This window comes from Streptomyces sp. NPDC048416, from assembly GCF_043200435.1.
Lineage (GTDB): Bacteria > Actinomycetota > Actinomycetes > Streptomycetales > Streptomycetaceae > Streptomyces.
In genome coordinates this window covers 53542-68095 of the sequence record NZ_JBICXU010000008.1, presented here as the reverse complement: position 1 = coordinate 68095, position 14554 = coordinate 53542, and the positions used below count along the sequence as shown (strand labels likewise).

The following is a 14554-nucleotide window of genomic DNA, read 5'->3' as shown; positions in this document are numbered from 1 at the left end:
TCTGCAGTGCGGGTTGCCGCCGCGGGGACGGGCCTGCCCCGGGCCCGCCCCGTCCGTCCGCACGGAACGCCGTCGGGTCCCGGCGCGCACGACCCGGACTACGGCCAGTCGATCACCCTGCCCGCGGTCACTCCAGGCCCGGCGGCATCCGGGCGCGCCGCGGCGGGCCAGTCGATGCCCGCCTTCGGCGACGTGCCGACGCCCGGCCAGTCGATGCCGGACGCCGCCCGGCTCGTGGCGGGCCAGTCGATGCCCGAGGTCGGAGAGGTGCCGACGCCCGGCCAGTCGATGCCCGAGGTCGCGGAGCTCGCCGGTGTGCCGTTCGCCCCGGTGAGCGCGCTCGCTCCGGAGGCTCCCATCCCGAGCGTGAGGGGCAGGACGGACAGGGCAGCGGCTACGGCGAAGCGGTGCATGTTCTTCAAGGTGTCCCCCCAGGGAGTTCTCGGGCGATGCCGCCGCATCGACATATGCGGCGGGATATGCAGCGAATTCTCCGGGCCGCGGCTGGTCGGTGCCGACGCCCGGTGATGCCGTGATGCGTCACAAGCTAGATCAGTTGCCAAAAATTGACAACCGTTGATTGACCGTTGACAGACTTGTCCAAACGCCTTTAGCGTCCTGGTCGAACGAGACCCGCGGCGAGTGGCCGAAGCCCCCCGCGGGAGATGGCGACACACGATGCGGAGTCCCATGAGCTCGCCCACACATGTGCTTACTTATCGCCTGTCGGAGCCTGAGATCTGTCAGCTCGACAGCCTGCTCACCGCACTGGCGCAAGGGGATCACGATCCGGCGGCGCCCGGCTTCCACGACGGCCTGTGGCGCTTCGTCGCCGAACTGCCCGTCGGCCTGCGCGAGTTCCTGGCCGATTTCCGTACCCACGAGACGGCCGCGGCCTGCAAGGTCACGGGCCTGCCGGTCGACGACGAGGCGGTGGGGCCGACCCCGCTGCACTGGACCGAGGCGGCCAAGAGCGATGCCGCCCGCCGCGAGGAGTTCTTCCTCTCGCTCCTGACGGGCTGCGTCGGCGAGGTGTTCGGCTGGCCCACCCTCCAGGAGGGGCGCCTGATCCAGAACGTCCTGCCGATGCCGGGGGAGGAGACCCAGCAGAGCGGCCACAGCAGCGACGTCCTGCTCGCCTGGCACACCGAGGACGGCTTCCATCCCTACCGGTGCGACTACCTGGGCCTGTTCGGCGTACGCAACCAGGACCAGGTGCCCACCACGCTGGCCTCGGTGGCCGACATCGACCTGGACGGACGATCGCGCCGGATCCTCCACGAGCGGCGCTTCACGACCCTGCCGGACGACGAGCACCTGCGGCAGCTGCGGCTGACGGCGCCGGACTCGCCCGCGCTGCTGCGCCTCCAGCGGATGCGGGACGAGCCCGAGCCGGTCGCCGTCCTGTTCGGCGACGAGAGCGATCCCTATCTGCGCATCGACCCCTACTTCATGCCCCAGCTGAACGACGACGACGAAACCGCGCGGGCGCTGCGCCGGCTGACCGCCGAGCTCGACCGCGTCCAGAGCGACGTCGTGGTCGAGGCGGGTTCCCTCCTGTTCGTGGACAACTACCGCGCCGTTCACGGCCGCAGGGCGTTCGCCTCCCGCTACGACGGCACCGACCGCTGGCTGAAGAAGACCGTGTCCACCCGGGACCTGCGCAAGTCCCGCGACATGCGCGGACACTCGGCCGGACGCCATCTGACATGAGCGGCAGCGCACTTCGGCACTCCCGAGACCAGGCCAAGGTGATCACACGGTGACAGCCCCTACCTACACTCCCCGCTCCACGACCCAGCCGCTGCCGTCCGGGGCACCCCGCATGCGCCAGGCGACCGAGGACGACCGGGACTTCCTGCGGACCCTCTTCGCCCAGACGCTCGAACCGTTCTACAACGGCGACCACGTCGCCCACGCGGACCGCGTCCTGGACGCGCATCTCGCCTCGGGACGCGACCGGTTCGGCCACTTCTCCCTCACGCAGCGCACCTTCGTCCTGTGCGCGGACGAGGAGCATGACGCGGCACGGCTGGGCGTCCTGCACCTGGTGGTCAAGCGCCAGGGCACGGTGAAGATCAGCCCGCTCATCCTCGTACCGGAGCAACGCAGCCGGTCCGGCCTCGGGACGGCGCTGCTGGGGGCCGCGGAGGAGTTCGCCCGCGAGGCCGGCGCCCGTCAGCTCTACTGCACGGTCGCCGCCGCCAACACCGCGGCGCTCGGCTTCTTCCTGAGCCACGGCTTCGTCCTGGCCGGCGGGGCACCCGGCCAGTACAAGCCGGGCGTCACCGAGTACATGCTCTACAAGGACGTACCCGCGGCGCCCGGGCACCTGCCCGCCGACGACGAGACGGACACGGTGGGCGACCTGCGGGTCCGGCTGTTCCAGCCGCAGGACGCGCCCGGACTGCGCGACCTGATCCTGCGCACCATGCCCGAGGCGTACCGCGGCGTCGACACGGACTGGGTGGACGCCCTGGTGGCCGGCCACAACAGACGGCACGCGGCCGACGTCAACCACAAATTCAAGATCATCTACGTGGCGGTGGACGACCGGGGCACGGTGCGCGGTGTCGCCGCGGCCGGGCCGAAGAAGGGCGAGCCGGTCAAACTGATGCCGCTGTGCGCGGACAGCCCCGCGCTCCTGGGCCGCCTTCTCGACCAACTGCCCGGTCTTTTCGCGGGACTTGGCCGCAAGCTCTACTCGCATCTGCCGCCCGACCCCGCCATCACGGCGCGGATGCAGGGCAGCGGATGGTCCCTTGAGGGCCTGCTGCCCGCCGCCTACCACCCCGACACCTGCACCGTCCAGTGGGGCCTGTTCCTGCCCTCGGCGCAGCCCCGATCCGGAGAAGCACATGACTGACCTCGAACAGTACGCCGCCGACCTGCGGACGTTCGTCGCCGCCCGCGGCTGGGACGCGTTCCAGAATCCGAAGAACCTCGCGATGGCGCTCGGCGGCGAGACCGGCGAGCTGCTGGCGATGCTCCAGTGGCTCACGCCCGACGAGGCACAGCACAAGCCCGTCGAGGACGCCGGCTTCCGACGCGCGTTCGGCTTCGAGCTCGCCGACATCCTCAACTACCTTCTGCGGCTTGCCGATTCGGTGGACATCGACCTGCTCGCCGCGGCCCGCGACAAGCTCGCCGTCAACGAGCAGCGCTATCCGGTGGAACTGGCCCGCGGCAACGCCCTCAAGTACGACCAGCTCGCCGCGAACGGGGGGACGGCATGACGGGGAACACCGCACAGGATGCCGCCCACGACGCCGGTACGGGGTCCGGTACGCGATCCGGTACGGAACCGGGCACACGAGCGGCCACGGAACCCGGCACGAGGTCCGGCACGGAGTCCGGCGGGCTGCGGGTGTTCCTCGCGGCTCCGTTCGTCCAGTTCATCGACGCGGACGACGGTGTGGTGGGCCCGCTGTGGCGCGCCCGCCTCTCGTCGCTGCGCGACGCCCTGATGGACGCCGGGCACGCCGTGTTCAACGCCCACCACAACGAGGGCTGGGGAGAGTGGGGGCTGCCCCCGCAGGAGTGCGTCCCCTCCGACTTCCGCGCCCTTCAGTGCGCCGACCTCGTCCTCGCCTACCCCGGCACCCCCGCCTCGACCGGGGTCGCGCTCGAACTGGGCTGGGCCTCCGCGATGCGCAAGCCGGTGGCGCTGCTGCTCGACCCCGGCACCTCCTACAGCCCGATGATCTCGGCGCTCGGCGAGGTCTCCCCCGTGCTGCCACTGGACTTCGACGGCAGCTGGAGCAAGGAGGCCGTCACGGCGGCGGTCTCGGCGGCCCTCGGCTGGGCGGGCGCCCTGGGTGCCCGCCCGGGACCGTGGGGCGCCGCGGACCTCGACACGGCGCTCGCCTATCACCGTCGCACCCAGGAGGCAGCCGCATCATGACGATCACCTCTACGACCGCACGGGACGCCACGGCGTCCGGGAGCACCGCGCCCACCGTGGCGCTGTGCGGGGTCGAGTTCGGCTGGGGCAGCGCGGGCAAGCTCGGCGCGGTCATCGACGCGCTGCGCGCCCGGCTCGGCGACGACATCCGTTTCGTCGGCATCGGCTCACGGCTCGGTCGCGACGTCGTACGGGGCTACGGCGTCACCCAGTGGCACGACGTCGACGTCGCCGACCGGCGGGCCCTGCGCGCCCTGGTCGAGGAGCAGTCGATCGACGTCGCCCTGTGCGTCCTCGACCGCGCGACCGCGGTCGGCCTGGAGGAGGCCGGCTGTCCTGTCGTCTTCGTCGACAGCCTCCCCTTCCTGTGGACCGAGGAGGACCTGGCCGGCCTCCCCCTGCGCGCCGCCGTCTACTGCGCCCAGCTCTGCCCCGGTCTGCCGGGCCCGGCGTGGCCGGTGATGGCGCGGGTGGAGAACCTGCGGTGGGTGGAATCGGTGGTGGTGCCCGCCCCCGCCCGCCCCGAGCGGGACGTGCGGCCGCCGGGCCTGCGCCGGGCCGTCGTGAGCCTGGGCGGACTGCTGTCGCCGTTGCTGGACGACCCGAGCGAGTATTTGTCGCTGGTGGTGCCGGCCGCGCTGCGGGCACTGGCCGCGTGGGGGGTCACCCAGGTCACCCTGTGCGGCAATCTGTCCGCTCCGCTGCCGGACGGGCTCCGCGATGCGGCGCCGCAGGGCATGGAGGTGCGCGGCGGCGCCCTCGGACACCAGGGCTTCCTCGAAGCCGTCGCCGAGGCCGATGCGCTGCTGGCATCGCCCGGCCTCACCACGCTCCTCGAGTCCAGCACGCGAGGAGTCCCCGTGGTGTGCCTGCCACCGCAGAACATCAGCCAGATCCTCAACGCGACGTTCTACGCCCAGGCGTCCGGCGCCCCGACCGCCGCCTGGCCGGACAGCGTCTTCCGCGCCCAGGACGTGCTCGACGCCCGCCTCGGCGACGGCGGCCCGACGAACGACGCCGACACCGGCACAGCCATCGACACCGGGATCGGCACCGGCACCGGCACCAACACCGGCACCAACACCGAGCAGGACAACGGCGGTTCACCCGGCGAGGACGCAGCCCTCGAACTGATCTACGGCGGGATCTCGCGCGCCGCCGCCGACCCCGAGCCGGTGCGCGCCGCCCTCACCGCACGGATCGGCACCTGCCTCGCCGCGGTCGAAGCGCACGCCGGTCACTGGACCGCGCTGGCCCGCCTCGTCGGTACCGGCGGCGCCGCGCAGGTCGCCGACGCCGTCCTCGCCACCGCCCGCGCCGGCTCCGCGCGCACCTCCCTCTGAAAGGTGGTCCCTCATGCAGAACCGGCACCGGTATCTGTTCGTCCGCGTCCTTGAGGCGTGCAACGCCGACTGCTTCATGTGCGAGTTCGCCCTGTCCCGCGACAGCTACCGCTTCAGCCTCGAAGACTTCGCCGAGCTGCTTCCCGACGCGGTGGCCAACGGTGTGGGGTACGTCCGTTTCACCGGCGGTGAGCCGCTGATGCACCGCGACGTGGTGGAACTGGTGCGGCTTGGCACCGAGCACGGCATGCGCATGTCGATCATCACCAACGGCATGTTCCTGCCCCGCTTCGTGGACCGGCTGGCCGACGCCGGGCTCGCCCAGGTGATCGTCAGTCTCGACGGTTCGTCGGCGGCCACCCACGACGTCTACCGACGCTCACCCGGCATGTTCGACAATGGCGTCGAGGGGCTGCGCAGGGCGAAGGAGCTCGGCATCATCCCGCGCGTCAACTCGGTCGTGGGCCCGCACAACTTCGCACAGATGCCCGAGTTGCAGAACGTCCTCACCGACATCGGCGTACAGCAGTGGGAACTCTCCGCGATCAAGCTGGACCGCGAGATCCGCTATCCCTCGGGCCAGGAGGTCATCGAGGCCTGCGAACCCATCTACACCGCCGATCCGGCCGCCAAGCTGGTGCCGCTCGGCAAGCGTTTCTACGGCGACACCCCTCAGGAACAGCGGGACTTCTTCGAGGACTCGCTTCCGCCGCGCGCCTCCGAGCCGCTGTGTCTGGTCACCGACGACGTGATCTACCTGGACGGCAAGAACGGCCGCACGTTCTCGTGCAGTTGCCTCCCGCACAAGGAGGGCGACGAAGGGCCCGGCGGGGCTCCGCTGCACAACGACGACGGCAAGGTCATGCTCGACAGTCCGGTCTTCCGCCAGCACGCCGAGCTGTTCAAGCAGCAGGGCCCGTCCATGTGCAGCGGCTGCTCGGCCACCGCCGCCGGGTACAGCGACGACCTGGCCCGCATGGGGACCGTGCCCGCCTGGAGCTACTGAACCCGCCAAGGATTCCCTTCACACGGCCCGGAGCCCCCATGTCCTCTCCCACCGTTACACCCCGATCCGCACCTCCCCGGCTGCGCGTCGTGGCCGGTTCCCACGACGACCTGGAGTCGAGCGCCGTCATGCGCTACATCGGCGCCCACCTCACCGAGGTCGACCTCGTCGGCGCGCAGTGGACCGGCCGCGCCCCCGACGCCGCCGTGGTGTGCGACGACACCGAGCTCGCGGCACGCCTGAGCGCGTCCGGCGTGCCGGTGGTGTTCGTCGACGCAGGCGGCGTCCGGGACACCGACAGCCGGCCGGCCGCGCTGATCCACTGCCGTCACCGGCCGGGCTGGCTGCCCGCCCGACGCGTCAAGGGCGTGCACGGCGTGGGGACCATCGCCCCGCCGCGTGCCGCCAGGGCCCGTGCGGCACGCGGCGCGGTCGTCCAACTGTCCACGCCCGTCGGGCTGTTGGCGGGGACACCGGATTTCGAGCGGGCGAGCACCGTGCTGCGCGCCGCCGCCGACGCCGCACGCCGGGACGGCCTGCCGGTGCCGGCCCTCGTGCTGGACGCGCCGGAGCCGACGCGGGCGTCCCTGCTGTCCGCCGCGGGACTCGGCCCGCAGCCCGGCGCCGACGGCGTGCCGGTGCACTCCGGGGCCGACGCGCACACCGAGCGGCTGCTCGCGCAGGCGTCCGTGCTCATCTCGTCCCCGCTGCTGAGCGCCGTCAACCAGGCGCACGCGGCGCGCGTACCGCTTCTGCTGCTCCCCGCGCTCGGCGACGAGCAGGAGCGCCGGCTGGCCGAGATCACCGACGCGGTGGGAGCTCCCGTGCTCGACCCGCGAGGACCGGGGCCGGCGGTGGACGCCGCCGTCCGGGGCGCGGACGCGCTGTGGCAGCGCGTCTCGGCCGCCCTGGACGAGGCCGGGGACGACCGGCGGGGCGCGCAGCGCGTGGCCCGCCAGGTCCGCCAGCTGCTGCTCGCCCCGTTCTGACCCCGCGCGCGGCCGGTCGCAGCGCCCGCGCCTTCGGCCCCCGGTCGCCCGCGCGCACCCTTCCGGCCCCGCGCTCCACTCCCCCGCCCTTGCCGGTCCTCCCGGTCTTCCCTCCCCCTGGCCTTCCCGATCCTCAGACGTCCCAGAGAGGAACCTCCCACCGTGCTGCGTCCCCTTCCCTACGGCGCCAATTACCTCGGCTGGCGCGAAACCCCCGAGCTGCGCCAGGCCCTCGACAACAAGGTCCTGTTCCGTTACAGCGCCCCCGCCCCCAGCAACGCCGACCAGCTGGAGTCCTACGCCGTTGAACGGCTCGGCGCGGCCCGCGCGTTGGCGGTGCCCAACGGCACGCAGGCCCTTCGGGTGGCCCTCATGGGCACCCGCCCCCGGGTGGGCGACCCCGTGTACATACCGGCCGTCACCTTCGTCGCCGTGGCCGGAGCGGTCCTGTCCTGCGGGCTCGTGCCGGTCCCGGTGGACGTCGACGCGCGCTTCGGCCTGGACGCGTCGCTGCTGCCCGAAGGCGCCGAGCGGGTCGTCGTCGCCCACATGGAGGGCCTGGTCGCCGAACTCCCCGAGCACGTGCCATACATCATCGAGGACACCGCCCAGGCCATGGGCGGCCGCCACGAGGACGGCCGGCACGCCGGCACCGTCGGCTACGCGGGCACCTTCAGCTTCCACCACGCCAAGATCCTCACGTCCGGCGAGGGCGGCCTCGTCGTGGTCCGCGACGGCGCCGACTGGGACGTGCTGAGGTCCTACACCGACCATGGCTCGGCCCGTGAGCAGGGCAAGTACCCGGCGTGGAACGCGGGGGCGTTCTACGGCGAGAACCTGTGCGCCAACGAGGCGGTCACCGCGGTCCAGCTCCAGCAGTTCCGGCGTCTCGACGAGATCCTGGACAGCCTGGAGCGCCATTACGCGCTCGCCCTTGAGACCATCGCGGCCCGTCCCGGCATCACGGTGGCCGCCAAGCGCTCCGGCGACGTCAAGACGAGCGTGCGGCTCGTGCTGGACTCGCGCGAACTGCGCGACCTGGCCCTGAACCGGCTCACCGAGCAGGGGCTGCCCTGCTGGAGCCTCGACAAGTACCTGCTGCCGGACCACCCCGTCGTCGCGGGACGTGCCTCGCTGTACGCCGACGGCTTCCCCTGGAACCTGGCGGACGGCGACGACCGCTACCGGCCGCTGAGCCACGACGGCTTCGCCGCGACCCGTGACCGGCTCGGCCGCACCCTGTGCATCCCCCTGGCCCCCGAACTGGACGCCGAGGGGCAGAGGTTGATGGCCAAGCAGATCGCCACCGTCCTCGCCGCGCTCTGACAGCCCCGACACCCCCCTGATCGTCGACCCGCGAACGCCCCGCGACAGCCGCGAGCACCGGAGAAGTTCATGTCAGCCGAGAACAGATTCGTCACCCTGTTGAAGAACGGGGCTGTGCGTGGACCCCTGCTGTGGAGCGTCGTCGGGCGTTTCCCGCTGTACCTGGTCACGCTCGCCCTCGTGGTCCTGACCACGTCACGCGGCACCGACTACGGGTCGGCGGGCCTGCTGCTCGCCGCGTACACGCTGGGCGGCGCCGTCCTGGCGCCCGTGGTCGCCCGCCGGGTCGACGTGCACGGGCAGCCGCCGCTGCTCCTCGTCACCGGCGTCGTCCACCCCGTAGCCCTGATCTGCCTGGTCCGCGCCTCGCCCGACGCCGAGGGTGTGCAGCTCGCGTGCGCCGTCGTCGCGGGCGCGACCATCCCGCCGGTCAGCGGGTGCATCCGGTCCCTGTGGACCGCGCTGCCCGACGGCCGCGAGGCGGGCTTCTCACTGGAGGCCGTCCTCAGCGAGGTGTTCGTCATCGGCGGCCCGCTGCTGCTGAGCGCCGTGCTGTTCTGGGGCAGCCCGGGTACCGCCCTGGTCATCGGCGGGCTGCTGGCCGGCGCCGGAGCCATCGGCCTGGCCACCACGCGAGCCTCCCGCGCCTGGCGTGCCGAGCCCACCGAACGCGATCTGCTCGGCGCCCTGCGGTCACCGGGCCTGGTGTGGCTGCTCGCCGTCCTGGCCTGCTGCGCCGTCTCCATGGGCGTGTTCAATCTCGTCCTGCCGGCCTTCGCCGCGGACCACGGCTCCGCCGACAGCGTCGGTCTGATCTTCGGCGCCTGGGGCGTGGGCGGCGTGATCGGCGGAGTCTGGTACGGCAACCGCAGGCAACACGGGCCCGCCGAGCGGACGTTCACGATCGGGCTGCTGGCCCTGGCCGTCGCCACGGCGCTGCCGCTGCTGGCCTGGGACAACTGGTCGATGGGCGTCGCGCTGGCCATCGGCGGCCTGGCCATCGCGCCGGTGACGGCGGTGGAGTACGAACTGGTGGCCCGCACCGCGCCCGCGGGCACCGTCACCGAGGCATTCACCTGGGTGATCACCGTCAATGTGATCGGCAGCGCGGTCGGTGCATCCGTCGGCGGCCTGCTCATCAGCGGGTACGGGACGTGGGCGGCGTTCGTGGCGGCGATCGCCGCGCTCCTGCTCGGCACGGCGCTCGCCTTCGCGGCACGCCACCGCTTCGTCGCCGCGGGGCCGTCGCCGGACGAGCCCTCGGTCCCGCCAGTGGCCGCCGCCCTGTCGCAGGACTAGGGGGTGTCTGGTGGATCAGGGTCGGTCAGGGTGCGACGCCTGGTGCGGTGCATCGCAAGGCGCCGGAACGTCGTGATAGCGGAGCTATCGGGGCGTTTCGGCAACGCCGCGAGGTGCCGTGCCAGGCGCCGCACCCCCGGCCATGATCCACCAGACACCCCCTAGGACCTCGTCGTCCGGCCGTGGCCACCAAGTCCCCGCCCCCCGTGCCCGATTCAGCGAAGGAACCCCATGGCAGACCACCGGCCCTCCCTCCTCCTGGTCGACGGACGCCCAGGCAGTTTCACCGACTACGTCATCGGCCGCACCGACATCGCCGTCACCCTGCTCCGCTTCGAGCGCTGGGCGTCGTACCTGCCGCTGGACTACCGCGAGCGCACCCGGCACCTGCCCACGTTCACCGTCGCCGACGGCGTACCGCTGGAGCAGGAGGCGGCGCGCTACCGGGCATGGGCAGCTGAACAGGCCTCGCGGCCGCGCCACTTCTGCAATCCGCAGGAACCGCTCCAGGAGATCGCCCAGGCCTTCGCCGGGCTGGCCGGGCTGCCGCACCTGGACGCGGAACAGGTCGCCTGGGTCCGCCACAAGCCGAGCATGAAGGACCGGTTCGCCGAACTGGGGGTGCCCTGCGCCGCGTACCGGATGGTGCGCTCGGCCAACGACATCACCGACCACGCGAAGGAGTGGGGCTGGCCGCTCATCCTCAAGCCGGTCGACTCCTTCTCCAGCATCGACACCTTCAAGCTCGACGGGCCCGGCGACCTCGACGGGCTGCCGGCGCTCGACGGCCGCGCGTGGATGGCCGAGGAGTTCCTGACCGGCAAGGAGTACCAGCTGTGCGCCCTGGTGGCCCACGGCACAGTCCTCGACGCCTGGCCCTCCTGGACGCCCGCCGCGCTCCTGGAGACCGTGGACGGCGCGATGAACGCCAACGTCACCATCGCCGGCGGTCATGAACTGCCCATCGACGTACGGGAGATCACCCAGCGCCTGGTCGACGGGATGCGGCTCGACCACGGGTATCTGCACATGGAGTTCTTCCTCGACGAGGACGGCTCCTACCGGATGAGCGAGATCGGGGCCCGCCTGGCCGGCTGCGAGATCCCCACGAATCACGGGCTGTCGTACGGCTTCGACGTGTTCGCCGCGATACTCGACAGCTACCTCGGGCGCGTCCCCCGCCTGCGCTACTCACGCCGGCGCTGCGTGGGCGACCTGCTGCTGCCCCTGCCCGCGGGACACATCCGCAGCGTCACGCCGCTGGACGAACTCCTGAAGCTGCCCGGTGTCCTGGCCGGGCGGGTGTCCGTCACACCCGGCACCTTCACGGACCCCCAGCGCGCCTCGCACGCCTCGTCGGGCTATGTGCACGTGGAGGGGTCGGACGTGGCCGAAACCGCCGCCCGTATGGCGAACGTACTGGAACATTTTCGAGTCGAGGTCGCCGCGGCGACGCCGTGACCAGCGCACATCGCCCCCTCACCCCCACCCGCACCCAAAAAACGCCGTGCGCCGTTTCGCACGGCAGGTAAGGATTCTGGACCATGGGACACCTGGAAGCATCGCACCTGGAGTACTACCTGCCGGACGGGCGGGTGCTGCTCGGTGATGTGTCGTTCCGGGTGGGCGAAGGTTCCGTGGCCGCGCTCGTGGGGGCCAACGGCGCCGGCAAGACGACGCTTTTGCGGCTGATCTCGGGGGAACTGCTGCCGCACGGCGGGTCGGTGACGTCGAGCGGCGGCGTCGGTGTCATGCCGCAGTTCGTCGGGTCGGTGCGCGACGACCGTACGGTGCGTGACCTGCTGGTCTCCGTGGCGCAGCCGCGGATCAGGGCGGCGGCGGCCGAGGTCGACGCGGCCGAGCACCTGATCATGACGGTGGACGACGAGGCCGCGCAGATGCAGTACGCGCAGGCCCTCAGCGACTGGGCCGAGGCACGCGGCTACGAGGCCGAGACGCTGTGGGACATGTGCACCATGGCCGCGCTGGGAGTCCCGTACGACAAGGCCCAGTTCCGTGAGGTGCGCACGCTCAGCGGCGGCGAGCAGAAGCGGCTCGTGCTCGAAGCGCTGCTGCGGGGGCCCGACGAGGTGCTGCTGCTCGACGAGCCGGACAACTATCTGGACGTGCCCGGCAAGCGCTGGCTTGAGGAACGGCTGGGCGAGACCCGCAAGACCGTCCTGTTCATCTCGCACGACCGGGAACTGCTGGCCAGGGCCGCCGAGCGGATCGTGGCCGTGGAGCCGAGCCCGGCCGGATCCGATGTGTGGGTGCACGGCGGCGGTTTCGGGACATTCCACGAGGCCCGCCAGGAGCGGTTCGCGCGGTTCGAGGAGCTGCGGCGCAGGTGGGACGAGAAGCACGTCCAGCTCAAGCGGCTCGTCCAGGACATGCAGCAGTACGCCGCGCGGAGCGACGACATGGCGTCGCGCTATCAGGCCGCGAAGACCAGGCTGCGCAAGTTCGAGGAGATCGGGCCGCCCCCCGAGCCGCCCCGCAAGCAGGAGATCCGGATGCGCCTGCACGGCGGCCGCACCGGAGTGCGGGCGGTGACGTGCGCGGACCTGGAGCTCACCGGGCTCATGAAGCCGTTCTCGCTGGAGATCTTCTACGGTGAGCGCGTCGCGGTGCTCGGCTCCAACGGCTCGGGCAAATCGCACTTCCTGCGGCTGCTGGCCGGCGAGCCCGTGGCCCATACCGGCACCTTCAGACTGGGCGCGCGCGTCGTGCCCGGGCACTTCGCGCAGACCCATGCGCATCCCGAGCTCATGGGCCGGACGCTGGTCGACACCCTGTGGTCCGAGCACGCCCAGGACCGTGGCGGCGCCATGTCGATCCTGCGGCGCTACGAGCTGGAACGGCAGGGCGACCAGGCCTTCGACCGGCTGTCGGGCGGCCAGCAGGCCCGCTTCCAGATCCTGCTCCTCGAACTGGCGGGCACCACGGCCCTGCTGCTGGACGAGCCGACGGACAACCTGGACCTGGAGTCGGCGGAGGCGCTTCAGGAGGGGCTTGAGGCGTACGAGGGGACGGTGCTGGCCGTCACGCACGACCGGTGGTTCGCGCGGTCCTTCGACCGGTACCTGGTCTTCGGCTCGGACGGGGTGGTGCGCGAGACGCCGGAGCCGGTGTGGGACGAGCGGCGGGTCGCCCGGGCCCGCTGACGCCCCCAACTGGGCGCCCTGCACCGGCTGTTGAGCGGCGTCAGCAGCTGGCGCAGCTCAGGCACTCGCAGCATTCACAGCACTGGCACACCTCGCAACAACCGCAGTCGCAGTCGCAGTTGGTGCAGCAGCCCTCGCGCCTCTTGCGCGACCAGGGGCCCTCGTACTCGTCGGCGCAGCACATCGTGCAGGTGCAGCACAATCCGGCGAACGCGGCGCAGCCCGCGAAGAAGCCGCGTCCGTCGGGGCGCGGCGGCTCGGGGGTGTAGCGCCTGCGGAAGGGGTCGTCGTCCTGCCGGGACGGCTGCCCGTGGGGGTGGTGCGCGGCGTCGTGCTCCGCGCCGCCGGTGTGGCCGCAGGCGGTGGTGGCGAAGGAGCGGCTGACCGACCGGCTCAGCTCGTGGGCGAGCAGGACGTGGGCCAGGCGCCCGTCCACGAAGTCGACGTCGCGCAGCGCGAGCCGGATGCCGTGCACGGCGTCGTCGGCGAGCCCGCGGGCCTCGGTGAGCGTCGTGCCGGTCGCCGTCAGGGGGTTCCAGGCACCTGACGCCGCGTCGGATTCGCGGTCCTCCACGGCGTCCAGGAGGTGTGCGAGCCGCCCGAAGAGCCGGCCCGCCTCGGCTAGCGGCTCGGCGTTGTGCGGCTTGCCCGCGAGCACGGCGGTGTGCGCGAAGGCGGCTGCGGTGGCCGTCTCGGTGGGTTCGGTGACCGTCAGGAGCGAGGTGCCGGGGCCCGCGAGCGCTTCGATGCCGGTCTGCCGCTCGACGGCATCGACCAGCACGGCGGTGTCGAACCCGAGCGAGGCGCCGGTGCGTGCTCCCGCGCGGTTCCAGCTCCGGGCCACGCGGCCGGCGGCGAGCGCGACCGGCTTGCGCCGCAACAGGCCGTCCCCGTCGGCGACGTGGTCGCGCACCTTGGCCGAGGCCAGGACCAGCGAGACGGCGGCGGCGAGACGCGCGCCCTCGCCCCGGGCGACCGGCGCGGTCTTCATGGCGCGCAGCGGGCAGGGGCCCGCGGTGCGGCGCCCATGGGCGCTCCGCTCGGCCTGAGCCTCCGTCAGGACCGAGACGATCAGGCCGTCGTAGTTGGTCACGACCCGGGCCAGCTGCCCGTGGTCGGCGCGAAGTGCCAGGCAGAGCCCGCAGAGATGGGCCATCCACTCGGCCTTCAGGCCCTCGGTGAGCCGGTGCGAGCACGGCCTGACGATTCCGAACACAGCTCTCCCCCGGCGGCGTCGAGCACTTTGGCCGACGCGTCGTTCTTCAGTGCGGCACGCATCGTATCGAGCGATCCGTTCACCCGTACGACCCGTGCGTCACTCATGTGGAGGGGGATTCGTCATTTTGTTACACCGGGCTTCCCGTACCGGCCTTATCCCTGAAGTTTCCTGACGAATCGCCACATCCTCTGTGCCAGTACCGTCACGAATCACCTGCGCGGCGACTATCCACTTGGCGCGGGATCCGCATCATGGACGACCATAGGGATAGGGAACAGAAGAAGTCGCAAGAAGAAGACCGCTG

13 protein-coding genes are annotated in these 14554 nt (G+C 71.9%); 11 read left to right on the top strand and 2 right to left on the bottom strand.

Annotation, left to right across the window (positions count from 1 at the left end):
• Positions 1 to 98: 98 nt before the first annotated feature.
• Positions 99 to 413, bottom strand: coding sequence for a hypothetical protein (locus tag ACGFW5_RS13225; RefSeq protein WP_393834303.1), 315 nt, complete (start codon positions 411 to 413; stop codon positions 99 to 101).
• A gap of 277 nt (positions 414 to 690) precedes the next feature.
• On the opposite strand from ACGFW5_RS13225, the gene gntD reads away from it, so the two are divergent.
• From gntD to ACGFW5_RS13170, 11 genes are all read left to right on the top strand, one after another.
• Positions 691 to 1713: a guanitoxin biosynthesis L-enduracididine beta-hydroxylase GntD gene (gene gntD / locus ACGFW5_RS13220; protein ID WP_393834302.1), complete on the top strand. Its 1023-nt coding sequence runs from the start codon at positions 691 to 693 to the stop codon at positions 1711 to 1713.
• 49 nt (positions 1714 to 1762) lie between these two features.
• Positions 1763 to 2866, top strand: a complete 1104-nt coding sequence (locus ACGFW5_RS13215; protein WP_393834301.1) for a GNAT family N-acetyltransferase — start codon at positions 1763 to 1765, stop codon at positions 2864 to 2866.
• Entirely contained in the window at positions 2859 to 3236 is a 378-nt protein-coding gene (locus ACGFW5_RS13210; protein ID WP_393834300.1) for a nucleotide pyrophosphohydrolase, read from the top strand. The genes ACGFW5_RS13215 and ACGFW5_RS13210 overlap by 8 nt, the downstream gene beginning before the upstream one ends.
• Positions 3233 to 3904 (top strand): hypothetical protein, encoded by a 672-nt coding sequence (locus tag ACGFW5_RS13205; protein ID WP_393834299.1) that lies wholly within the window; start codon positions 3233 to 3235, stop codon positions 3902 to 3904. The genes ACGFW5_RS13210 and ACGFW5_RS13205 overlap by 4 nt, the downstream gene beginning before the upstream one ends.
• Positions 3901 to 5247, top strand: a complete 1347-nt coding sequence (locus ACGFW5_RS13200; protein ID WP_393834298.1) for a hydroxymethylcytosylglucuronate/cytosylglucuronate synthase — start codon at positions 3901 to 3903, stop codon at positions 5245 to 5247. Before ACGFW5_RS13205 ends, ACGFW5_RS13200 begins: the two co-directional genes overlap by 4 nt.
• Before the next feature lie 13 nt (positions 5248 to 5260).
• The gene (gene blsE / locus ACGFW5_RS13195; protein ID WP_393834297.1) at positions 5261 to 6253 is read left to right on the top strand and encodes a cytosylglucuronate decarboxylase; all 993 of its coding nucleotides are present in this window, start codon (positions 5261 to 5263) and stop codon (positions 6251 to 6253) included.
• An 89-nt stretch (positions 6254 to 6342) separates the two neighbouring features.
• Positions 6343 to 7242 carry a CGA synthase-related protein gene (gene blsF / locus ACGFW5_RS13190; RefSeq protein ID WP_393834296.1) on the top strand — a complete coding sequence of 300 codons (900 nt, stop codon included), beginning with the start codon at positions 6343 to 6345 and terminating at the stop codon, positions 7240 to 7242.
• 162 nt (positions 7243 to 7404) lie between these two features.
• Entirely contained in the window at positions 7405 to 8568 is a 1164-nt protein-coding gene (locus ACGFW5_RS13185) for a DegT/DnrJ/EryC1/StrS family aminotransferase (RefSeq protein ID WP_393834295.1), read from the top strand.
• A 69-nt stretch (positions 8569 to 8637) separates the two neighbouring features.
• Positions 8638 to 9867 carry an MFS transporter gene (locus ACGFW5_RS13180; RefSeq protein ID WP_393834294.1) on the top strand — a complete coding sequence of 410 codons (1230 nt, stop codon included), beginning with the start codon at positions 8638 to 8640 and terminating at the stop codon, positions 9865 to 9867.
• A gap of 231 nt (positions 9868 to 10098) precedes the next feature.
• On the top strand, positions 10099 to 11328 hold the full coding sequence (locus ACGFW5_RS13175) for an ATP-dependent carboxylate-amine ligase (RefSeq protein ID WP_393834293.1): 1230 nt from the start codon (positions 10099 to 10101) through the stop codon (positions 11326 to 11328).
• 83 nt (positions 11329 to 11411) lie between these two features.
• Complete coding sequence (locus ACGFW5_RS13170; RefSeq protein WP_393834292.1) at positions 11412 to 13031, top strand: ABC-F family ATP-binding cassette domain-containing protein; 1620 nt, start codon at positions 11412 to 11414, stop codon at positions 13029 to 13031.
• Positions 13032 to 13071: 40 nt separating this feature from the next.
• Here ACGFW5_RS13170 and ACGFW5_RS13165 read toward each other — a convergent pair whose 3' ends face one another.
• On the bottom strand, positions 13072 to 14247 hold the full coding sequence (locus ACGFW5_RS13165; protein ID WP_393834291.1) for a DUF5685 family protein: 1176 nt from the start codon (positions 14245 to 14247) through the stop codon (positions 13072 to 13074).
• Between the last annotated feature and the right edge of the window lie 307 nt (positions 14248 to 14554).